Here is a 22,727-nt window from a genome sequence, read left to right as displayed (position 1 = left end):
AACGGAGCTGTCCATGACATCCCCAGTCCTCGACCTTGCAGGTATCGGCATCGGTCCCTTCCACCTCAGCCTTGCTGCGCATCTCGATTCAATCCCTTCCGCCGGTGTGTGCTTCTTCGACGACAAACCGGCCTTCGACTGGCATCCGGGCATGATGCTGGAAGGCGTGGAACTGCAGACGTCCTTCATGAAGGATCTGGTGACGGCGACGCTGCCGACCAGCCCCTGGAGCTTCGCCAGCTATCTGGTTTCGCAGAAGCGGTTCTATGAATTCCTCAACGCCGATTTCGACGCGATCCCACGGCGCGAGTTCGCTCGCTATCTTTCCTGGGTCGCTGCCGGTCTCGACAACCTCCGCTTCGGACGATCCGTGCGCGAAGTGCGTTTCAAGGAGGGAGCTTTCCATGTTCGCTTCGACGACGAAACGCGTTTTGCGCGCAACCTGTCGCTTGGCGTTGGGCTGAAGCCGAACATTCCCGACTGGGGGCAGGTAGTGCAAGGTGAGACCTGTTTTCATACCAGCCAGGCGGCTTATCGGCTGGGTGGATTGAAGGGACGGCGTATCGTCGTCATCGGCGGCGGTCAGAGCGGTGCCGAGATTATGCAGCATTTGCTGTCACAGCCGGAAGCGGCGGATCAATCCATCGCCTGGATCAGCCGCCGGCAGAATTTCCAGACGCTGGACGATTCTCCCTTCACGGACGAGTTCTTCACCCCGCAATATGTCGAACGCTTCCATGCTCTGCCGCGTTCGCGCAAGCAACCGACTGTAGCGCAGCAGAAATTGGCCGGCGACGGCATCTCGGCTTCGACGCTGCGCGCGATCTACCAGAAGAGCTATGCGCTGCGCCACCTGTCCGGCAAGGAGCACGATCTCGCCTTCCTGCCGCACCGCGAGGTTCTCGACCTGCGCCATGAGGGCGGCGAGTTTCGCCTTGTCATGCGCAACGGCTTCGACGGCAGCGTGGAAATGGTAAGCGCGGATGCCGTCGTGCTCGCTACAGGTTATGTCTTCACGGTACCCGACTTCCTGGCGCCGCTCGGCGAGCGGCTCGATCTCGACGAGCGCGGGCTCTATCAGCTGCGCGAGGATTTCTCGGTGGAATGGGACGGGCCCGCCGCCGCGCGTATCTTCGCGCTCAACGCCGGGCGCCACAGCCACGGCATCGCCGAACCGCAGCTCAGCCTGATGGCATGGCGTAGTGCCGTTATCGTCAATGCTTTGCTGGGCCGCGAGCATTTCGATCTGGCGCTGCGGCCATCAGCGGTGAAATGGGTCGGCGATTCTGCGGAAGCCCTGTCTCGGATGGCGCAAGGATCTGCTCTCTAGAAGATATCCCTGCATGTCGCCGCCTTTAGGGGCGGCAATCGGGAATGAACAAGCGCTTGCCTCGCAAGCGCTTGTTTTGCTTTGATTTTGTCGACAGGCGTCCGAGGCGGAAAGGCGCGTACCTTTCCGCTAGTGCATGTGTGCTAATGGCCGCCGCACTCCTCAAAAGGCTAGATCGCGCCGTTGCGGTTTAAGCGTGGTCGTCGGGCGGAGAGCTTTGGCGATCATGCTTCGTTGTCCGGCGACAGATGCTTTGCACTTAATGAGGGACGTGTCTTGATCGGAAATACGATCGGAAAATCAGGCGCAGCGCGCTGGACCAAAATTCTCCTTGGCTCGACAATTCTTGGCAACAACGGAGCGGGCATCGCCTCGGCGATTGCCCTGTCCGCAGCTGTCTCGCTCGGTGACGTCAGTCAGGCATTCTCGGCGCCGCCAGATTCGAAGGATTTCTTGGTGGACGGCACCAGTGAAACCTGGTCGGGCAACCAGGGCTTCAGCTACGACCTGATCGTTGGCCTCTATCAGAAGGGCGCTGTCGTAACGATCAACAACGGTGCCGATGTTACGGTCGGTGGCCGGATGATCATTGCCGGAAACAGGAATTCGCAAGGCACGGTGGTCGTCAGCGGCGCGGGCTCTGAACTGAACATCGCGCGTACGAACAATATTTTGGGCAACACGCTCTACGTTGGCGGCGGTGGCGACGGCTATGCTGCAACCTACATCTATGGTGGTGATGGCACTTTGCTGGTCGAGAATGGCGGCAAGGTGGATGCCAAATACACCTATGTTGGAGCGGGCCAGCAGGCTAAGGGAACGCTGACCGTTACCGGCCAGGGGTCGTTGCTGACCACGGACGAACTTCGTGCGACAACGGGCCTCAGCGGTGCCGACAGCAGCATTGTTGCCGTCAAGGATGGCGGCTCCATCGCCACCAACTATGTTGAGATAAATGGCGATTTCAGCGATACGCCGGGCGCTAAAGTGCTTGTCACCGGCTCGGGGTCGAAATGGGCTAACTCTGGCAATTTCGTGCTGCACGGCGATATGGCTATTGAAGATGGTGGCGCGCTGACCACCTCCACCGCGGAGATTGGCAACAGCGGGATCAACGACAGCCAGCTCTATATTTCGGGTGCTCAATCATCCGCTACGGTTACGGGTCGGTTGCGTATTGGTGATGCCGGCGACGGCAATGTCTCGGTTGCAAATGGTGCCCAACTGATAGTCCACGGTGGTATCGCGCTGGATGGCAGTAACGACCGCAATGAGGCAGGCAATCTGACGATTGGCGGCAAGGTTGACCTTTCAAGCTTCATGGACGAACCGAAGCCGCTGCAGGCTGAATCTGCAGGCACCGTCAATCGTGATGCTGTAATCACATTCGACAGCTCGGGGCAGGGTCATCTCAATTTCAATCACACCAACACCGGCTACGAATTTGCTAACACGATCATTGGAGATGGCGTCATCACGGCCTTCTCTGGCGAAACCATTTTGTCCGGCGATTTGACGAAGTTCTATTCCACCCGCAACCATTTGGAGGGTGGTGTTGTCGTCGATGGCGATACCGCGAAATTGGTCCTCAAGGGTGATTTGGGTACCGTGGGTAAGGATCCAGCTCTCATTGCTCCTGATCCGACCCGCATTAATGTCAGGAACGGTACGCTCGTTCTGGGTGGTGAGACCGGCCAGCTTGTTGCGAACAACAGTTTTTACTCCAGCACGGTTGATGTGGCGGCCAAAGGCCGACTTGAAGGTTGGGGGACAATCGGCAGGACGGACGTCAATGGAGGAGTGATTGCGCCTGGAACGGCCGACAGCCGGATCGGCACCATTACCGTCAAGGGCAATCTGACCTTCTATGCCAATTCCATCTACAATGTGGACATCGCAGGCAATGGCGCGAGCGACAGGATCGCCGTCGAATCCGTGAACCAGAACGGGATCGCTGACATCAAGGACAACGTCAACGTCAACGTCACGGCCCTGGATGCCGCGGCGAATTACCAGACCGGACAGACCTATACGATCCTGACAGCGGCTGGCGGTATAAATGGCCAGTTCGCGCAGGCGATTTCGCAGTCGGCGTTCCTGGATGTGTCGCTAGACCAGAAGACCAATCAGGTCGACTTGAAGATCCAGGTTAAGGACACGGGAACCCCCGGTGAGCCTGGCAACCCCGGTGAACCAGGCAATCCGGGAAATCCAGGCAACCCAGGTAATCCGGGTAACCCCGGTAATCCGGGTAACCCCGGTACGCCCTCGCGTCCGGGCCCGAATGTCAGCGGTCCGTTTGACGACGTGACCGAGACGCACAACCAGTATGAGACCGCAGTCGCCTTGAACTCGCTGCCCCAGGATGGCGGTGCCGCTCATGCGCTCTACAACGCGCTGCTGCCGCTCAATGCCGCCAACGGGCGCGCTGCGTTTGAACAACTATCGGGCGAGGTGCATGCTTCGGGCTCGACGGCACTGATCAACAGCGCGCAATATGTGCGCAATGCCGCCAACGACCGCGTCCGTGCCGCCTTCGGCGACGTCGCTGCAGCCTCGCTACCAGTCATGGCCTATGGGCCGGACGGCAAGGACATCGAAGCCGCAACCACCGCCAAGACGGCGGCCTGGGGCCAGGTCTTCGGCGCCTGGAGCAGCATCGATACGGACGGCAATGCGTCCCGCATGAAGCAGTCCACCGGCGGCTTCGTCACCGGTATCGATACCGAACTGATGGAAGCTTGGCGCGTCGGTGTGCTTGCCGGCTACAGCCGCACCACCTTCGATGCCAAGGACCGCTCGTCTTCCGGTGACAGCGACAACTACCATCTCGGCCTCTATGGCGGCACGCGCTGGGGTGCGCTGGCACTGCGCACCGGGCTGTCCTACAGCTGGAGCAACATCGAGACCGGTCGTACCGTCTCCTTCACCGGCTTCAATGACGGCCTGTCGGCGGATTATGATGCCGGCGCCTTCCAGGCCTTCGGTGAACTGGGCTACCGCTTCGATGCAGCCGGCGCTGCCTTCGAGCCCTTCGTGAACCTGGCTCACGTCAGCCTGCACACCGACGGCTTCACCGAAAAGGGCGGGGCGGCAGCCCTGACTGCCGAGGCGCAGACCACCAACACCACCTTCACCACGCTCGGCCTGCGCGGCTCGACCGACTTCATGCTGGGTTCGGTCAGCACATCGGCCAACGGCACGATCGGTTGGAAGCATGCCTTCGGCGACACCACGCCATATTCGAAGGTCGGCTTTGCCGGTTCCAGCCTGTTCACGGTGGCCGGCGTGCCGATCGCCAGGGATACGTTCGTGCTGCAGACCGGTCTCGACATGAAGGTGACCGACAACGCCACGATCGGCATCTCCTACAATGGCGAGTTCGGCTCGGGGTCGTCGACCAATGGCGTCGACGCAAGGCTTGGCATCCGCTTCTGATGCCAACCACCAAATTGCTGATCGGCGCGGCGGCCTTCCTGGCTGCCGCGTCTGCCGCTTCCGGGCAGGAGCAGGCACCTGCCGCCGGTGCCGCTGCAACGGGTGGTCCGTCGTCGCTGTCGGAAACCTATGACGACTGGCGCGTCGCCTGCGTGGCGGCGGCCGAGAACAAGAAGCAATGCGCATTTTCGCAGGGACAGGTCAGCCAGAATGGCCAGCGTGTGCTGACCGTTGAACTGACGCCTGCCGACGATGGTGGCCTGAAGGGCATCCTGGTGATGCCGTTCGGGCTCAATCTCGACAAAGGCGTGACCTTCTCGGTCGATGACACGCCGCCGGGCAAACCGTCGCGTTTCCGCACATGCCTGCCAGGCGGCTGCATCGTCAGGCTCACCTTCACGGCGGCGACCACCACAGCGCTGAAGCAGGGCACCGCGCTCAAACTCGGCGCCTTCGCTTCCGACACCGAAAAGGATGTCGCTTTCTCGATCTCCCTCAAGGGCTTCAACCAGGCCCTCGAGCGAACCATCCAGTTGGGGAAATAGAGGAGGGGAGGCTGGACCTCCCTTCCGTATTCTGAGATGCCGCTCGTGACGGGGCGTGAAACGCCCAGTCCGATCGCCAGGCCCCAAGGCGAGACGCATTCATTGATCTGAAGTCTCTCGGCCGGAATGCAAAGCATGTTTGGTGGCCTGCACGCAAAACTTGCGGACCTCTTCGTTACCCGCAACGACAGACCGAACGACGCCGAACGGGCACAGGCGACCTTTCGACTGGGCGCCGCCACCTTGTTCACTATCGTCATGCTGAGCGTCTTTTCCTCAAGAGGCGACACGGCTTTCACGACCACACAGGTCGTGCTGTCGTTCTCCTCCTACATCCTTGTTTCAGCGCTGGTCCTGCTGTGGATCGTGAAGCGGCCGGGCGAGAACCTTCTTCGCCGGGCCATCTCAATGGTCAGCGACTACATTGCCGTCGGCGGTATCATGACCTTCGGTGGCGCCGTTCTGCTGCCCGCTTATGCCCCCCTGTTATGGGTGACCGTCGGCTACGGGCTGCGCTTCGGCTCGCGCTATCTTATCGCGTCCACCTGCATGGCGCTCGCCAGTATCCTGGTCACTGCCTATTGCAATCCGTTCTGGCGGGAAAATCCCTATGTGACGATCACCCTGATCCTCACGACGGTTCTTGTTCCCGCCTATGCATACAGTCTGCTGGAGCGCGTGTACGCAGCGTTCAATGCGGCCCGCGAGGCCAATGTCGCCAAATCGCGCTTCCTGGCGCAAGCCAGCCACGATCTGCGCCAGCCGATCCACGCGATCAGTCTGTTCACGGCTTGCCTGCGTGACACCGGGCTCGACCGCGAGCAGAAGCAGATGGTCGAGAACATCGACCGCTCGCTGCAAAGTGTGTCGCGCCTGTTTCGTTCCTTGTTGGACATTTCCACGCTCGACAGCGGCAAGGTGACGCCGTTTTTCGAACCGGTCGCGCTGAAGGACCTGTTTGAAGACATCGTCCGGCAGAATTCGGAAGCAGCGCAATGGGCAGGGGTTGAATTGCGGATGGTGCCTACACGAGCCTATGTCACCATCGACGCTGCCTTGATAACGACCATTCTGCAAAACGTCGTGTCGAATGCCTTGAAATATGCGCCAGGCCGCCCGGTTCTGATCGGCTGTCGTCGCCGTCACGGGGGTCTCGCGATCGAGGTTTATGATCGCGGCAACGGCATCGCCGCCCATCACTTGGCAAAGGTTTTCGACGAATTCTATCAGGTTCGTGAGCGCGGCGACCGTGACGTCGACGGGGTCGGCCTGGGCCTGCCGATCGTCAAGCGGCTGACACAACTGATGGGACTGTCCGCCTTTCTGCGCTCGGTACCAGGGCGCGGCACGACAGTGGTCATCGAGGGCCTGCGCATCGCGTCGCAAACGGCTGCGGCCAAGCCGAAATCCGAAGGGCCAAGACCTGCAATCGACGGCCTTCGCGTCCTGCTCGTCGAGGACGACGAGGATGTCTTGCTGGCCACGGCAACGCTTCTGAGAAAATGGGGCTGCGTTGTCGATCCGCAGCTGTCGATCCCGGACGAAGTCAGCGCGTGTGACCTGATTGTCACCGATTTCGACCTCGGTGCGCAGGTGACCGGCACGGAGTGCATAAAGCGTGTCCGGAACCGGCTGGGGCATGCTGTACCCGCCATCGTCATGACCGGCCATGACGAGAACAGGGTGCGGGACGATCTTGGTGATCCCGAAATAGCGATCCTTGCCAAGCCCATCCGGCCGGCCGAACTCCGTTCGATCATGACGACGGAGAAACTCAAGATCGATCGATTGGCAAAGGAGAGGGCGGGCTCGCGCTGAATGCGGAAGTCGGTGAATTCACACGAAGAATGCGCCGGTGTAGGGAAGTGCCGGTGCCCGATGCGGCCCAGGGGAGGGCTATGGTCAAGAAGCGGGATACGGATCTTCAGTCTGCAAGAACGGGAGGTGCCCCGGAAGCCGGAGAGTCGGAGAGCCATGACGCCGAGCACTCTCAGCCGGTTGCGCGAATTGTTTTGGTTCCGGTGCTGGCAATCTGCAGCTGGATTGCCGTCTGGCTGGACAAGCTGGCAACATCCTACGCCAATGGTTTGGCCGCCTATTATTTCGCGATACGGCCCGTGGAGAGGGCAATGTTCAAGCGACGCGACAGCGCGGGGCTTCCTCCCGCCAGAATCACGAGCACTGCCGAGATCAGGGAGCAGGAGAGCTACGATGCCGAGCGCTCCCAGGCTGTCGTCCGGCTTGTCTTTGTTCCCATCCTGGCGAGCTACATCTGGATCGTTGCCTTGCTCGACAATGCGGCGACGTCCTACGCGAATGGTTTTGCCGCATATTATTTCGCCTATGTTCCCGTTTCGTGGCTGCTGTTGTGGTGGGTGGTCGCCAAACCGGTGGTTTACAAGCCGCGGCGACTGGTTTCGATGGCCTTTGACTACATCGCGTTCTTCTCGGCGATGTCGATCGGTGGGGCGGCCTTGCTGCCGCTCTACGCAGCGCTGCTTTGGGTGACGGTCGGCAACGGGCTTCGTTTCGGCGCGCGCTATCTCGTCGTCTCCACGGGGCTGGCGCTGCTTTCGATCGCCGCGACCACCTACTTCAACGCCTTCTGGTGGGACAATCCCTATGTGACGCTGACCCTGGTCATGACCACCATCCTGGTGCCGGCCTATATCTATGCGCTGCTGCAAAAGGTCTATGAAGCCTACGACGCCGCGCATGAGGCCAACCTCGCCAAGTCGCGCTTCCTGGCGCAGGCCAGCCACGACCTGCGCCAGCCGATCCATGCCATCAGCCTGTTCACCGCCTGCCTGCGCGACACCGGCCTCGACCGCGAGCAGAAGCAGATGGTCGAGAACATCGACCGCTCGCTGCATTCGGTGTCGGGCCTGTTCCGCTCGCTGCTCGACATCTCCACCCTCGACAGCGGCAAGGTCACCCCGCATTTCGAGGTCGTCGCCGTCCAGGACATCATCGACGAGGTGCTGGCGCAAAATGCCAGCCGGGCGCAATGGTCGAACACCACCTTCCGGCTGGTGCGCACAAGGCTTCATGTGCGCACCGATGCCGCCCTGCTCACCACCATCGTGCAGAACATCGTCTCCAATGCGCTGAAATACGCGCCGGGCAGCGAGGTGCTGATCGGCTGCCGCCGCCACCGCTATGGGCTGTCGATCGAAATCCACGATCGCGGCGAAGGCATCGCCGCAGAGCATCTGCCCAGGCTGTTCGACGAATTCTACCAGGTGCGCGAACGCGGCGACAAGGATGTCGAAGGCGTCGGGCTGGGTCTCGCCATCGTCAAGCGGCTTGCCAATCTGATGTCGCTGCGGGTGTCGATCCGCTCGGTCAAGGGGCAAGGCAGCAGCGTGCGCATCGCCGGCCTGCCGGTGGTGTCGGCGCCGGAGCAGACCAGGAAGATCGCACCGGAACGGTTTGCCTCGCCGCTGGAAGGGTTGCGGGTGCTGCTGGTGGAGGATGACGAGGACGTGCTTCTGGCGACGGCATCGCTGCTGGAGAAATGGGGCTGCATCGTGCAGGCCGGGACAGGCACGGAATTGTCCGCCTCACCATGCGACCTCATCGTCACCGACTTCGATCTCGGCAGCGGCGTCGTCGGCGCGGACTTCATCCGGGCGGTGCGACGGCAGGCAGGCCGTGACATTCCGGCCATCGTCATGACCGGCCATGACGAGAACCGGGTGCGCGAGGAACTCGGGCATGACGACATCCCGATCCTGTCCAAACCGGTCCGCCCTTCAGAACTGCGCTCGACCATGATCGCGCTGTCGCTCGGACGGGCACGCAGGGCGCAGACGCCATCGCTCCTAAAAGCGTTCTAGATCCTGTCGACCCAGCCTTCATTCAGTGCCTTGACGGCTGCCGCCGACCGCGAGCCGACATTGAGCACACGCAAAAGGGCCGAGACATGGATGCGCACAGTGTAGTGCGAGATGTCGAGCATACGCCCGATTTCCTTGTTGGATTTGCCGTCGGCAAGCAGGCGCAACACCTCGCGCTGGCGTTGTGTCAGGCTGTTCAAAATATCGGCGTCTTCCGCCGGATAAGATACGCGATCGGAAGATTTGAGCTTGATCACATAGTCGCCGTCGCGGACGGCTGCGATCGCTTCCATCAGTTCGCTCGGTGGTACAGACTTGGACACGAAACCATCGGCGCCGCTGGCCATCACCGTGTCGACCGTTCGGCGATCATCGACCATGGACACAACCATGATGGAAGATCGTTGGAATTCCTGGCGCAATTCGGCGAGCGAACGTTCCGCGACGAGCCCCGGAAACAGCAGATCCATGATGAAGAGTTTTGGTTGGCGTCCCGAGCGCGCCGCAGCCAGAACCTCATCCATCGTTTCGGCTTCGATGATGTCGGCGTCGGTCTCGACCGTCTGTACGATGCGGCGTAACCCCTCCCGAAAAACGGGATGGTCATCGGCAACGATGATCAGGTCTTTAGGCATTGCTTCCCCCTTGTTGCAGGTCGGCTATCGGGGGCAGATCAAGCTCGATTTTGCATCGGCGCTATGTAGCATTGACCAAATGGTCAAACAACATAAGTTGCCCTTGCGGGACCCTTCTTGGGCTAGTGCATTTGCACTAGGTTGAACCAGGCGTCGGGATCTCACCGGCGTGGCCCTGGTGGCCGCTCATATTGCTGGCTATTTCTCTGAGAAGGCTTCGGCGTCATCCCGCGCTTGCACGCGGCTGCGGTTCAACAGCGACGCCGTCCAGTCTGGCCGACGTCACGGGTAAAGGCGATGAGAGGGTGTCGCCGCAGTAAGCGGTGGGTGAGATCTTAGGTTGCTATCGTCAGCGCCAGCCGAGTGCCGGCGCAACATGTTTGACAATCGCTTCGATCACATGGGCGTTGTAGTCGACGCCGAGCTGATTGGGCACGGTCAGCAACAGCGTATCGGCTTCGGTGATTGCGTCATCCTGCTTCAGTTGCTCGACAAGGACATCCGGTTCGGCGGCGTAGGTTCGGCCGAAGACAGCCCGCTTGTCCGCCTCGATGTAACCGAAATGGTCCTGGCTGTCGCTGCCGCCGAAATAGGTGCGGTCGCGGTCGTCGACCAATGCGAAGATGCTGCGGCTGACTGAGACCCTTGGCTCGCGCGTGTGTCCGGCCTCCTTCCACGCCGCGCGATAGGCGCGAATCTGTTCGGCTTGCTGGATGTGCAGCGGTTTCCCGCTTTCGTCGAATTTCAGCGTCGAGCTCTGGAGGTTCATGCCAAGCTCGGCCGCCCACTCGGCGGTTGCATTGGTGGCTGCACCCCACCAGATCCTGTCTCGCAGCCCATCGGAAAACGGCTCCAGTCGTAGCAGACCGGGCGGATTGGGGAACATCGGGCGCGGATTGGGTTGCGCAAAACCTTGTCCCTTCAGCACATCCAGAAAGACTTCCGCATGCCGCCTGGCCATGTCGGCGTCGCTCTGGTCTTCTCCAGGCACATAGCCGAAATAGCGCCAGCCATCGATCACCTGTTCCGGCGACCCGCGGCTGATACCGAGTTGCAGCCGGCCACCAGCGATTAGATCGGCCGCGCCGGCATCTTCGGCCATGTAGAGCGGGTTTTCATAGCGCATGTCGATGACCGCGGTGCCGATTTCGATGCGGCTGGTCCTTGCCCCGACAGCGGCCAGCAGCGGGAACGGCGAGCCGAGTTGGCGGGCAAAATGATGCACGCGGAAATAAGCACCGTCCGCACCCAATTCCTCGGCTGCGACGGCAAGCTCTATTGATTGAAGAAGCGCATCCGACGCCGAGCGCGTTTGGGACTGTGGCGAGGGCGACCAATGGCCGAACGAGAGAAAGCCGATCTTCTTCATGCTGACGGATGTAGCACATAGACTGCGGGCTTCAATGCGAGGCAACGCAACGGACTGTCGCCACCGCGGAGACAGTCGGACCTCTTGAAGCGGGCGGTACTCCCGGACCACCGGGTAACCGAGGATGTCACGTGCGGACGGAACGATGAAGCCCCGGATCGATGACCTCGCCGTTCCAGAAGTTGGTCAGGCCTGATCCGGCTTTAGGAACGCCAAGACTTCCGCGACAAACTCTTTCGGGAACTCGACGTTGGTCAGGTGCACGGCAGGAAAGCGTTTCAGGCGCGCGCCGGGAATGCCCGCCGCGATCGCCTCGCTCATGGCATATGACGTCACCGTGTCGAACTCGCCGCCAATGACCAGGGTAGGGCTCTGGATGAGGGCGATGGTGCGGCGCAGGTCGGCATCACGCACCGCCGCAAAGAGGCCGGCCAGTCCTTGAGGCGGTATGTCGAGCAGGTCCTGCCGGAATTTTTGGATAATCGGGCCATTGGCCTCGATCATCGCCACGGGGAACCAGTTATGAAGGAACCCTTCAGCGGTTTCCCGCATGTCTGAAGCCTCAAGAACTTTGGTGATGGCAGTGTCAAAATAGGCTGCCGGCCCAAGCTGGGAAGCAGTGTTGGCGAGCACCAGCCGGTCGATGCGCTCCGGCGCATGGATGGCCAGCCATTGGCCGACGAAGCCGCCGAGCGAGAGCCCCATAAAATGTGCGCGCCCGATACCAAGGTGATCCATCAGTTCCAGCACATCGCGGCCAAGCCGGCCATCCGAATAGGCCCCGGCGGGCACGTCTGAGCCGCCATGGCCGCGATAGTCGTAACGGATAACGTGGAAGTGCTGCGACAATTCGGGAAACTGGCCATCCCACATGTGCAGGGTGGTGGCGATGGAATTCGCGAGTATTAGTGGGGGGAGATCGGCGCGACCGTCCGTTCTGTAGGCAATCTTGACACCGTCGCCTGTGGTGAAGGACGAGTGGGTTGGCTTTTCTTGGATCGGACCAGCTTGTTGGGCGGAGGCCATGGGCAAAACCTTTCTTTGCATCGCCAGCGTTGTGGCTGGCCTTTGTCAGGCCGGCACCTTTGCCGGCCTTGAATGATGCGAAGCTAACGGGGAGCAATTTCGATAAATATTGAAAAGTTTTGAATTACTCTGTAACCAATATCTACAATGAATTCGTTCACGCTCCAGGAAATCCAATGCTTCGACGCGGTGGTCCGCGAAAGCGGGTTCCAGGGTGCGGCCTTGTTATTGAACCGCTCTCATGCGGCGGTTTTCGCAGCTGTCGCCAAGCTGGAAGACAATCTTGGGGTCGCTCTGTTTGATCGCAGCGGCTACCGCGTAACGCTCACCGATGCGGGCCGCTCTTTTCACCGCAAGGCGCAGATGCTGCTGTCCGAGATGGAAACGCTGGAGCTGCACGCACGACAGCTGGCGATGGGAGAAGAGACGCATTTGCGCGTCGTCATAGGCGACACCTGTCCGCTGAATGATGGCCTCGGCTTGCTGAGCGACTTTTTCTCAAACCACCCCAACACACGGCTGGATCTGCATTTCGAAACGATCGGCGGGCCGTTGGAACGGCTATTCGAGGACGAGGCCGATCTCATCCTGCATTGGGTGGAAAAATCCGATCCGCGGCTGGAATGGATCGAACTCGGCACGGTGTCGTTCGTGCCGGTGGTTGCTCCGGACTTCCTGCCGTTTTCCCCCTCCGGCTCGGTCTCAATTGAACAAATGCGTCGCTTCACCCAATGCATTATCCGCGACACGGCCAGAGCCGCACAGAAGGCGAACTTCTATGTGATGGAGGGGGCTCCGCAGTGCACTGTCGGAGATCACCTGACAAAAAAAGAGATCATACTGCGCGGCATGGCCTGGGGCCATCTGCCGCTGTTCATGATTGGGGATGACCTCCGAACGGGCCGTCTCTTGTCGATTGCTGGCGATCATTTCCCAGGTGTCGAGGTGGAACTGGTCGCCGCGCGCCGCCGCGACCGACCGCATGGACCCGTGGCAACGCTTCTTTGGGAGCATATCAAGGCCCGTGCCTCCGACATGAGCCTGCCTGCGTCTGGCGCATGACCCCGAAAATCGATTTTCGGGGTCATGCGCAGAAATCAAAGTGCTAGAGCGACCTTTGCGCGCCTAAAGGACGCGCGGCGCTCTAGTCGATCGCCATGACCCTCTTGTGTTCGGCGACTTCAGCCAGCAGCCAGGTGTGGAACAAGGCCGCACCTTGTTTGTTGCCGATGCTGCGGCGTTGGTACAGATAGATCCCTGCAGGATAGGTATGACGGGCTTTAAAGGGGGCGATGAGCTTGCCCTGCTGCAGCAGGTCCTGCGCCATCATCGTGTCGGCTAGCGCAATCCCTCCGCCGTTCATCGCTTCACGCATGATCAGCGCGCAGTCGTCCAGAACGGTGCTGGATTTCGGCATCGTGTCAAAGACACCCTCTTGCTCGAGCCAGCGCTTCCATCTGTTGGTCTCGCATTCGTGGATCAAATGGTGGTTGATCAGGTCTGCCGGCGAACGCAGCGGAATGGGGCCATCCAGAACCGAAGGCGCGCAGACAGGCGTCAGCAACAGTGGGATCAGAAGCGTCAGGGCGGGGCCGGCCTTGTAGTCGAACTCATCGACAATAGCCAAGTCGAAATTGGTGCGCTTGCCCGACGTCAGGATTTCCAGGTCGACCGATGGATGCTGCCGCCGAAACGCCGGCAGCCGGTCCGCCAACCAGAGATTCAAGACAGGGGGTACACACAAGACCCGCAGGCGATGAGCCTTGTCGCGGCGGGTGCCGTCGATGAAACTCACATCCTCCGTGGCGCGCCAGATGGCCTCGAAGGCCTCCGAGAGATTGCGCGCATAGTAGGATCCCCTGGTCGTCAGCGTGACCTGACGAAAGCCCCGCTCGAACAGATCCTGGCCGAGGTTTTTCTCGAGCGTACGGATATGGCGACTGACCGCCGATGCCGTCAGATGCAATTCTTCCGCGGCATCCTTGATGCTGCCGAGGCGTGCGGCAGCCTCGAAAGCGCGCATGCCATTGAGTGAAGGTAGGGCCATTACCCGATCATGAATTCTCACCTGAGTTTTTGTCAATCGACGAGAACAAAATTGGCGTTTGAACGCCTGCGTCGTCAGCGATACCGAAGAGGCAAGAACAACTAAGTCGTCATGCGAAAACGACTATTCGGGGCTTTGGGAGCATGCCGTCGCGGCGGCGGACACAACTTCGCAAATGGAGCGTTCGCTTCGTGCTTTGCAGCACGTCCGAACACCTCACGGCGACAGCGCTCTCTAGCCCACGACGATTGGAGGAGATGCCTGCCTGATGCCGCAGTCGCCAGTGCCGGTCTTTGAAACGACAGAGAAAATCCCCGTCGATGCTCCCGTAATCGTTATCCTGCAAGCCGCCCAAAGCGACTGGGGTCCCCAGGCAGCCGGACTGGATGCCGAGATGGGAGGGATCATATCCCGGGCCTGTTCCGGTTCGAACGCGTTGGCCGAAAACGGCACCTGCATAGATCTTGTCCCGCCCCCAGGGGTTAGTGCACGACGCGTTGTGGTTCTGGCCCTGGGCAAAGGGGATGCCATTACTCCCTTGTCGCTGGCGCGTGCCGGTGGTGCCCTCGCTGCGCATCTGGAAGACAAGCGTGAAAATGAAGCAACCCTGGTTTTCGACACGATCGCCGGCGTTGGTTCGAGCGATGCCGAAGTCCTGTCGCGCGTCGCGTTCGGCATGCGGCTTCGCCGCTATAGGTTCGACCTGCGCAACAAGCGTCCGAAAGCCGCTGCCGATCAAGCTTGGCGCATTCGTCTGATCACAACCAGCAAAGCAGATTTAGCCGCCAAACTCACCCGGACCAACGCTGTTGCGGACGGCGTGGAGTATGCGCGGACCCTCGTCAACCTCCCGCCGAACCATCTCAACCCCGACAGCTTCACCGACCATCTGGAGCCGTTACGCCAGGCCGGCATCGAAGTTGAGATCCTGGATGCCGCACAACTGAAGACACTCGGCATGAATGCACTCCTTGCGGTGGGGGCGGGTTCGGTTCGCGCCCCCAAGATCGCTGTGCTGCAATATCGCGGCAAGAACGCCGACGCTCAGCCGCTCGCGTTCGTGGGCAAGGGCGTGTGTTTCGATTCCGGTGGCCTTTGCATCAAGGGCGGTGCGCAGATGTTCGACATGACGGCGGATATGGCCGGCGCCGCGGCCGTGTGCGGCCTGATGCTGGCGCTCGCGCGACAAGGCAGCCCGGTTCATGCCGTCGGGGTGCTGGGTATTGCTGAAAACCTGCCTTCGGGCACCGCTCTCAAACCGCGCGAGATCATCACAACCGCATCCGGACAAACCGTGGAGGTGTTCGACACCGATGCGGAAGGCCGCCTGCTTCTGGCCGACTGTCTCTATTATGCGGCAACCCGCTTCAAGCCGGCCGCAATGGTCGATCTGGCAACCCTGACCTATTCGGTGATGCGCGGCCTCGGTTCGATCTTCGCCGGCCTGTTCAGCACCGACGACGCCATCGCCGCGCGGATGATGGCGGCCGGGGAAAAGGTGGGCGAACGCTTCTGGCGACTGCCGCTCGACCATGCCTATGACGATGCGCTGCAATCGCCTTTCGCCGATCTCAGGCATCACGCCAAGGACATGGAAGATGGGGATGCCCCCCATGCGGCAGCTTTCCTGCGCCATTTCACCGAGGGCTGCACCTGGGTCCACCTCGATATCGCCGGCAAGGAACTGGCCGGAGCCGACGGCCCGCTCGGCCGCCAGGGTGCCACGGCTTTCGGTGTTCAGATGCTGGAGGAATGGGTTCGCGCCGGCAGGTTTTGACGGTTCGTCAGAGCCGGTTCGGATGGATGTCATCAAGGTAGGGAAACGGAATGTCGTCTGAGATCATCGGTAGAGAAGGGCGCGCCAATTTCAGGGGCTATGAAACCTGGTACCGGGTCAGCGGCGAACTCGTCGGCACGAAACCTCCGGTGGTGATCCTGCACGGCGGTCCAGGCGTCGCGCACAATTATGTCGACGCCTATAAGCTGCTCGCCCGCGACAGGCGCGCCGTCATCCACTACGACCAGCTGGGATGCGGCAACTCGACATTGTTGCCCGAGAAAGGCGCCGACTTCTGGACCCCGCAGCTCTTCATCGACGAACTTGAAAACCTGGTCGACCACCTCGGTATCCGTGCCGGCTTCCATGTCCTTGGCCAGAGCTGGGGCGGTATGCTGGGGGCAGAATATGCGGTGACAAGACCTAAGGGCCTGAAATCGCTGACCATCGCCAATTCGCCCGCTTCGATGAAACTGTGGGTCGAGGAAGCAAATCGGCTGCGCGCCGACCTCCCGAGGAACGTCCAGGAAACGCTGACGCGGCATGAGACGGCGGGAACCACCGACCACCCCGAGTACCAGCAGGCGACGATGGTTTTCTACGAGCGGCACGTCTGCCGCGTAGTGCCTTTCCCACCGGAAGTGGTTGAAACCTTCGACCAGGTGGCACGCAATCCCACTGTCTACAACGTGATGAACGGCCCGAATGAATTTCACGTCATTGGCACACTGAAGACTTGGAGCATCATCGACCGTCTGCCGCTGGTCAATGTCCCGACGCTTATCGTCTCGGGGCGCTACGACGAGGCAACCCCTGCGACCGTTCAACCCTACAAGGACGGCATAAAGGGGGCGCACTGGGAGATTTTCGAACAGTCCAGCCACATGCCGCATGTGGAAGAGCAAGAAAAATGCATGCGGGTGGTGGGCACATTCCTGAATCAAAACGACAACTGAAAAAGGGGAACAAGAAATGAAGAAACTGCTTTTGGCGGCAGCCGCCGCGGCCCTGTTGACCTGCACATGGCAGGCGCCGGCTAGCGCCGAGTATCTGAAGGAACATCGGGGCGGCACGATGCGGCTGTTGGCGCGCTCGGCCGCGGGCACGCTCGACCCGCATATCAACTACACGCTGCAGTACTGGCAGATATTCCAGCCGCTCTATGATGGCCTCGTCGCCTTCCGCAAGGCGGAGGGCAAGGACGGCTTCAAGATCGTCGCGGACCTTGCCGAGGACATGCCGACGGTGAGCAACGACGGCAAGACTTTCACCTTCAAGCTGCGCAAAGGCATCAAGTTCTCCAACGGCCAGGATGTGACGGTCAAGGATGTGGTGGCGTCGTATCAGCGCATCTTCAAGGTGTCTGGCCCGACCTCAGGCACATTCTATGCAGGCATTGTCGGGGCCGATAAATGTCTTGCCGACACCAAGAGCTGTACGTTGGAGGGCGGCGTTACAGCTGACGAGGCCACTGGTACGATAACGATCAATATCACCAAGCCGGATGCCGAATTCATCGACAAGCTGGCCATGCCACATGCAGTGATCCTGCCGGCCGGCACGCCGACGGAAGATGCAGGTTCCAATCCCATTCCGGGCACTGGCGCCTACACGATCTCGGCCTACGATCCGAACAAGGGCATGACGCTGGTGCGTAATCCACATTTCAAGCAGTGGAGCGAAGAAGCCCAGCCCGATGGCTATCCCGATGTGGTGCAGTACGACTTCGGTCTGACTGAGGAAGCCGCCGTGACGGCGATCCAGAAAGGCGAGGCCGAATGGATGTTCGACCAGCCGCCGACCGATCGCTTGGTGGAACTGGGCACCAAATACATGGATCAGGTCCATATCTCGCCACTCACGGCCTGGTGGTATGCGCCGCTGAACACGCGGCTGGCGCCGTTCGACAACGAAAAGGCCCGACAGGCCGTCGCCTATGCGGTCGACCGCAATACGCTGGTCAACCTATTCGGCGGCAAGGTGCTGGCCACGCCGGTATGTCAGGTCCTGCCGCCGGACTTCCCGGGCCACGAAGACTATTGCCCGTTCACCAAGAATCCTGGTGCGAAGTGGTCGGCTCCCGATCTCGACAAGGCAAAGCAACTGGTCGAGGAGTCCGGGACCAAGGGCCAGAAGGTCACGGTCATCGTGGAAGACACTGCGGTGTCCCGCTCGATCGGCGTCTACCTGCAGAGTGTGCTGACCAGCATTGGTTATGTCGCCGACGTCAAGCCGATCTCCAGCAACATCCAGTTCACCTACATCCAGAACACCAACAACAAGGTGCAGATGTCGGTCAGCCAGTGGTACCAGGATTATCCGGCGGCATCGAACTTCCTCAACATCCTGTTCAGCTGCGCTTCCTTCCGTGAAGGCTCGGATGCCTCGATCAACATCTCCGGCTTCTGCGACAAGGATATCGATGCCAAGATGCAGAAGGCATTGGAACTTGGCGTGACGGACCAAGACGCCGCCAACAAGCTTTGGGCGGAGATCGACAAGGCAGTCACCGATAAGGCGCCCGCGGTCCCACTGTTCACACCCAAGCATGTCGACTTCGTCAGCAAGCGCCTCGGCAACTTCAAATTCAACGCCCAGTTCTACTGGATCGTGACCCAGTCCTGGGTGCAGTAACGTTACGCTGACGGATTTTCTTCATGTCGAGTGACGTCGTAACCGTGCCGCGCAAGACGCGGGGGCCTTGGGCCCTCGCTTTTGCGAAGTTGACGGGAAACAAGGCCGCGATGGCGGCTTTGACCGTCTTTGTCCTCATCGTGATCGCCTGTTTCAGCGCACCGCTCTATGCGCGCTGGGCCGGTGTCGATCCGTTCTCGTCGACGCTCGATGCAGTCATCACCATCGATGGGCAGGATGTGCCTGTGATGGAACAGTCCACCGAAGGGCTCGGATTGGGTTATACGCCGCTCGGACCGACCTGGCGGCTCGGCAACTATTTCCTCGGCGCGGACAATCAAGGCCGCGATGTCATGGCCCGCATGCTCTACGGCGGGCTCAACTCGCTCCTCATTTCCGCCGTGGCAACCGTTCTGACGCTCATTCTCGGGACGACGACCGGTCTGGTCGCCGGTTATTTCGGAGGTGTCACCGATACCGTACTGTCGCGGCTCCTCGATATATTATGGGCCTTTCCGATCTATCTTCTGGCGATTTCACTTTCGATCGTCATGATTGCGCAAGGCATCACGATCGGGCCGATCACGATTGAATCTGGCAGTCTCTGGCTGCCCATCATCATCATCGGCATTGTCTACGTGCCTTATGTGGCACGCCCTATTCGCGGCCAGGTGCTTTCACTGCGCAACAGTGAATTCGTGATGGCCGCCGTCAATCTCGGCGTTCCTGGCTCGCGTATCCTGTGGCGCGACATTCTTCCCAACATCACCACGACGCTGATCGTCTTCGTGCCGCTGATGATGGCGCTCAACATGCTGACGGAATCGGCGCTTTCCTTCCTGTCGATTGGCGTGCAGCCGCCGGCAGCCAGCTGGGGCACCATCATCCAGGACGGGCAGGCTCTGCTCTACACACGTCCAATCGTAGCCCTGGCGCCCGGTATCGCGATCGCCATTTCGGTCATGGCGCTCAATGTCTTCGGCGATGGCCTGCGCGACGCGCTCGACCCTCGATCCAAAGTTCGGCTGGGGCGCGACTGATGATCTACGCGATCTTGCGCCGGTTCGGTCAAATGCTGTTCGTGATGTTCGGCATTTCGGTCATTGTCTTCCTGATCTTCTTTGCAACGCCGGGCTCAGATCCGGCAGCCCGTATCGCCGGCCGCAACGCTTCACCCGAAGTGCTGGAAGCGGTGCGACACAATTTCGGCTTCGACCGTCCGCTCTACGTGCAGTACGGGCTGATGATGAAGAAGATCTTCGTCACCGGCGACCTGACCTCCTTCGTCAACCGAGGCTGGAAAGTCGTGCCGGCCGTGCTGGATTCGATCCCTGTGACGTTGTCGCTCGTCTTTGGAGCGGCGGTGCTTTGGGTGGTGGTCTCAATCGTCATCGGCATCGTTGCCGCCGCCACGCGCGACAGCTGGGTAGATAAGCTGCTGATGGCTCTGGGCCTGCTTGGCATCTCCATGCCGGTCTACTGGTTGGGCGAAGTCATGAACCTCATCACCCAGAGCCGTTATCACGACACCTGGCTGTTTTCCTGGGTTCCGCCCCTCGGCTACAAGAGTTTCTCCGACGACCCGAAGGGCTGGTTTCTTGCGCTGGTGATCCCTTGGGTCACGCTCGCCATCCTCTATATCGGTATCTACGGCCGCGTGCTGAGAGCCGCGATCATCGAGTCGATGCAGGAAGACTATATCCGCACGGCTCGCGCCAAGGGCTTGTCCGAAACGCGCATCCTGCTGCGCCATGCATTGCGCACGTCGCTGATCGCATTCGTAACCTTGTTCGGGTTGGATTTCGGTGCGCTGGTCGGTGGTTCGGCCTTGTTGACGGAAGTGGTTTTCGGCCTGCAGGGCATCGGCAAGCTCACCTATGACGCGCTGCAGAGCCTGGATCTGCCAATGATCATGGCCACCGTCATGTATGCTTCGATGTTCGTGGTCGTTGCCAATGCGATAGTGGATTTTGTCTACATCCTTCTGGATCCGCGCGTGAGGACATCATGATGCTGTCGGTCCGCGATCTCAGAGTATCATTCCGTACACAGGAAGGTCTTGTGCGGGCTATCGACGGGGTCTCATTTGACCTCAGGGAGGGTGAGATCCTGGGTGTCGTCGGTGAATCCGGCTCGGGCAAGACCGTCTCGTTGCTGGCCGTCATGGGCCTGATCACCGACCCCAATGCCATCATCGAAGGCTCGATCCGCTACCGGGAGCGCGAACTGGTGGGACTGCCCGCCCGCGAGCTTCGCCGTCTGCGCGGCAACGAGATCGCCATGATCTTCCAGGATCCGATGACGGCTCTGACCCCCGTCTATACGATCGGCGGGCAGATCGCCGAGCAGATCCGGGCGCATAAGCGCGTCAGCAAATCCCAAGCGCTGGAGCGTGTGGAGGAATTGCTGGCGGAGGTGAACTTCCCCAACCCGCGCGAAGCGATGTCGCGCTATCCGCACCAGCTTTCGGGCGGCATGCGGCAGCGGGCGGTGATCGCCATGGCGCTGTCGTGCAATCCGGCGCTTCTGGTGGCAGACGAACCAACAACCGCTCTCGACGTGACGGTGCAAGCCGGCATTCTCGACCTCGTGCGCAAGTTGCGCGCTACGCACAATTCGGCTGTGGTCTTCATCACCCACGATATGGGGGTTGTCTCCGAACTCGCCGACAGGGTGATGGTCATGTATGCAGGGCGTGTGGTGGAGCGCGGCAGTCGCACCGAACTCTTTTCCGACCCGCAACATCCTTACACGCGTGCGCTGCTGGGCTCGATCCCGCCCCTCACGGGCGAGAAGCCGCGTCGCTTGCCGGCAATTCCCGGCTCGCCGCCCTCGCTGCTGCGCCTGCCCGACGGGTGCGCTTTCGGGCCGCGCTGCCCTGTCAACTACGAGCCGTGCAGGACCGGCAAGCCCGTTCTTGGCGACGGCACTCATGCCGCAGCGTGTTTCCGGGTTCAGGCATGAGCGGGCAGATGATTGAGCAAGATCAACCGATCCTCGAAACGCGTGAACTCAGCAAACGCTTTTCGATCGGCACGCGCTTTTCGTCGCAAGGCAAGCGAACCGTCCATGCCGTGGACAATGTTTCGCTGACCGTCCGACGAGGCGAAACCGTCGGGCTGGTTGGAGAATCGGGTTGCGGGAAGTCCACATTGGCGCGCTGCCTCGTCAGGCTTTACGACATCACCGATGGCCAGTTGCTTTTCGAAGGTGATGACATCACCGGGAAGTCGTTGACTGAACTGAGACCATTCAGGCGCCGCCTGCAGATGGTGTTCCAGGATCCATCGGCTTCGCTCAACCCGCGACGCAGGGTGGGAGACCTCGTCGCGGAGCCATTGCGCATCCACACAAAGCTGTCATCTCGAGAGATCGCCAAGCGAGTCGCGGAACTCTTCGACCTGGTCGGGCTGCTGCCGGATCACGTCATGCGCTATCCGCACGAGTTTTCCGGCGGGCAGCGCCAGCGTGTCGGCATCGCACGCGCCATCGCACTCAATCCCGATCTGGTGGTGCTGGATGAGCCGGTTTCTGCGCTCGACGTGTCTGTGCAGGCTCAGATCGTCAACCTGCTGGCCGACCTGCAGGAAAAGCTCAAGCTCACCTACATTTTCATCGCCCACGATTTGTCGGTGGTTCGCCAGGTCTCGACACGCATCGCCGTCATGTATCTCGGGTCGATCGTGGAGGAGGGGCCGGCAGAGGAAGTTTTTGCAACACCTGCTCACCCCTATAGTCAGGCGCTGATCTCAGCTGTTCCCATCGTTGAAACAACGTCAGGCAGCGTGCGCAAGCGTATCATATTGGCTGGCGACGTACCGAGCCCGCTCAAGCCGCCATCCGGATGCCGCTTCCATCCAAGATGTCCAATCGCAGTGGAACGATGCCGTGTCGAGCGACCTGAATTGACGGAGCATCGCTCCGGGCGAAAAGTCGCCTGCCACTTCCCAACGCTTCAGCCGGCTAGCTGATCTCCGTTCGAGGCCGCCGGTCGCCAGCATGTTCGTCGAGCGCTATGACTGGTTCCGCAGCGGCCGATGGGCTTGGTTGGTGTCGTTGCTTCTCGCCAGGGCACGGCCATCAAGCT

17 protein-coding genes are annotated in these 22,727 nt (G+C 60.6%); 13 read left to right on the top strand and 4 right to left on the bottom strand.

The features are described 5' to 3' along the window. The first annotated feature begins 13 nt into the window (after positions 1-13). The 5 genes from L4923_RS11360 (at position 14) to L4923_RS11340 (ending at position 9,152) form a co-directional block, all read left to right on the top strand. The gene (locus L4923_RS11360) at positions 14-1,330 is read left to right on the top strand and encodes a lysine N(6)-hydroxylase/L-ornithine N(5)-oxygenase family protein (RefSeq protein ID WP_239364941.1); all 1,317 of its coding nucleotides are present in this window, start codon (positions 14-16) and stop codon (positions 1,328-1,330) included. A 276-nt stretch (positions 1,331-1,606) separates the two neighbouring features. Further along, positions 1,607-4,768, top strand: a complete 3,162-nt coding sequence (locus L4923_RS11355) for an autotransporter domain-containing protein (RefSeq protein ID WP_239364938.1) — start codon at positions 1,607-1,609, stop codon at positions 4,766-4,768. Then, positions 4,768-5,313 (top strand): invasion associated locus B family protein, encoded by a 546-nt coding sequence (locus L4923_RS11350; protein WP_239364937.1) that lies wholly within the window; start codon positions 4,768-4,770, stop codon positions 5,311-5,313. Before L4923_RS11355 ends, L4923_RS11350 begins: the two co-directional genes overlap by 1 nt. A 135-nt stretch (positions 5,314-5,448) precedes the next feature. Continuing rightward, entirely contained in the window at positions 5,449-7,131 is a 1,683-nt protein-coding gene (locus L4923_RS11345; RefSeq protein WP_239364935.1) for a hybrid sensor histidine kinase/response regulator, read from the top strand. An 80-nt stretch (positions 7,132-7,211) separates the two neighbouring features. Further along, on the top strand, positions 7,212-9,152 hold the full coding sequence (locus tag L4923_RS11340) for an ATP-binding response regulator (RefSeq protein ID WP_239364932.1): 1,941 nt from the start codon (positions 7,212-7,214) through the stop codon (positions 9,150-9,152). Here L4923_RS11340 and L4923_RS11335 read toward each other — a convergent pair. The 3 genes from L4923_RS11335 to L4923_RS11325 all read right to left on the bottom strand — a co-directional run bounded on the left by L4923_RS11335 (position 9,149) and on the right by L4923_RS11325 (position 12,182). Next, the gene (locus L4923_RS11335) at positions 9,149-9,787 is read right to left on the bottom strand and encodes a LuxR C-terminal-related transcriptional regulator (protein ID WP_239364929.1); all 639 of its coding nucleotides are present in this window, start codon (positions 9,785-9,787) and stop codon (positions 9,149-9,151) included. The two genes, L4923_RS11340 and L4923_RS11335, sit on opposite strands and share 4 nt — an antisense overlap. A 349-nt stretch (positions 9,788-10,136) precedes the next feature. Then, on the bottom strand, positions 10,137-11,156 hold the full coding sequence (locus tag L4923_RS11330; RefSeq protein WP_239364926.1) for an LLM class flavin-dependent oxidoreductase: 1,020 nt from the start codon (positions 11,154-11,156) through the stop codon (positions 10,137-10,139). 186 nt (positions 11,157-11,342) lie between these two features. Continuing rightward, positions 11,343-12,182, bottom strand: a complete 840-nt coding sequence (locus tag L4923_RS11325) for an alpha/beta fold hydrolase (protein ID WP_239364923.1) — start codon at positions 12,180-12,182, stop codon at positions 11,343-11,345. Between the two features lie 147 nt (positions 12,183-12,329). Between L4923_RS11325 and L4923_RS11320 the strand changes: the two genes are divergently transcribed. Then, on the top strand, positions 12,330-13,244 hold the full coding sequence (locus L4923_RS11320; RefSeq protein WP_239364920.1) for a LysR family transcriptional regulator: 915 nt from the start codon (positions 12,330-12,332) through the stop codon (positions 13,242-13,244). Between the two features lie 82 nt (positions 13,245-13,326). Here the strand turns inward: L4923_RS11320 and L4923_RS11315 are convergent, their stop codons facing one another. Then, complete coding sequence (locus tag L4923_RS11315; RefSeq protein WP_239364917.1) at positions 13,327-14,205, bottom strand: LysR family transcriptional regulator; 879 nt, start codon at positions 14,203-14,205, stop codon at positions 13,327-13,329. Between the two features lie 292 nt (positions 14,206-14,497). On the opposite strand from L4923_RS11315, the gene L4923_RS11310 reads away from it, so the two are divergent. From L4923_RS11310 to L4923_RS11280, 7 genes are read left to right on the top strand one after another with little or no spacing between them, the layout of a single operon-like run. Next, on the top strand, positions 14,498-16,006 hold the full coding sequence (locus L4923_RS11310; RefSeq protein ID WP_239364914.1) for a leucyl aminopeptidase: 1,509 nt from the start codon (positions 14,498-14,500) through the stop codon (positions 16,004-16,006). 50 nt (positions 16,007-16,056) lie between these two features. Continuing rightward, complete coding sequence (locus L4923_RS11305) at positions 16,057-16,962, top strand: proline iminopeptidase-family hydrolase (protein ID WP_239364911.1); 906 nt, start codon at positions 16,057-16,059, stop codon at positions 16,960-16,962. Between the two features lie 16 nt (positions 16,963-16,978). Beyond that, positions 16,979-18,640 carry an ABC transporter substrate-binding protein gene (locus tag L4923_RS11300; RefSeq protein WP_239364908.1) on the top strand — a complete coding sequence of 554 codons (1,662 nt, stop codon included), beginning with the start codon at positions 16,979-16,981 and terminating at the stop codon, positions 18,638-18,640. 23 nt (positions 18,641-18,663) lie between these two features. Then, entirely contained in the window at positions 18,664-19,680 is a 1,017-nt protein-coding gene (locus tag L4923_RS11295) for an ABC transporter permease (RefSeq protein ID WP_239364905.1), read from the top strand. Next, complete coding sequence (locus L4923_RS11290; protein ID WP_239364903.1) at positions 19,680-20,651, top strand: ABC transporter permease; 972 nt, start codon at positions 19,680-19,682, stop codon at positions 20,649-20,651. The genes L4923_RS11295 and L4923_RS11290 overlap by 1 nt, the downstream gene beginning before the upstream one ends. Then, positions 20,648-21,604: an ABC transporter ATP-binding protein gene (locus L4923_RS11285; protein WP_239364901.1), complete on the top strand. Its 957-nt coding sequence runs from the start codon at positions 20,648-20,650 to the stop codon at positions 21,602-21,604. The genes L4923_RS11290 and L4923_RS11285 overlap by 4 nt, the downstream gene beginning before the upstream one ends. Positions 21,605-21,612: 8 nt before the next feature. Continuing rightward, positions 21,613-22,611, top strand: a complete 999-nt coding sequence (locus L4923_RS11280) for an ABC transporter ATP-binding protein (RefSeq protein WP_239364899.1) — start codon at positions 21,613-21,615, stop codon at positions 22,609-22,611. Positions 22,612-22,727: the final 116 nt, after the last annotated feature.

Origin of the sequence: Terribium retamae, assembly GCF_022347545.1 — a bacterium.
In the GTDB taxonomy this organism is placed as follows: Bacteria; Pseudomonadota; Alphaproteobacteria; order Rhizobiales; family Rhizobiaceae; genus Mesorhizobium; species Mesorhizobium retamae.
The sequence above is the reverse complement of the archived record's forward strand: the minus strand, read 5'-3'. Positions and strand labels throughout refer to the sequence as shown.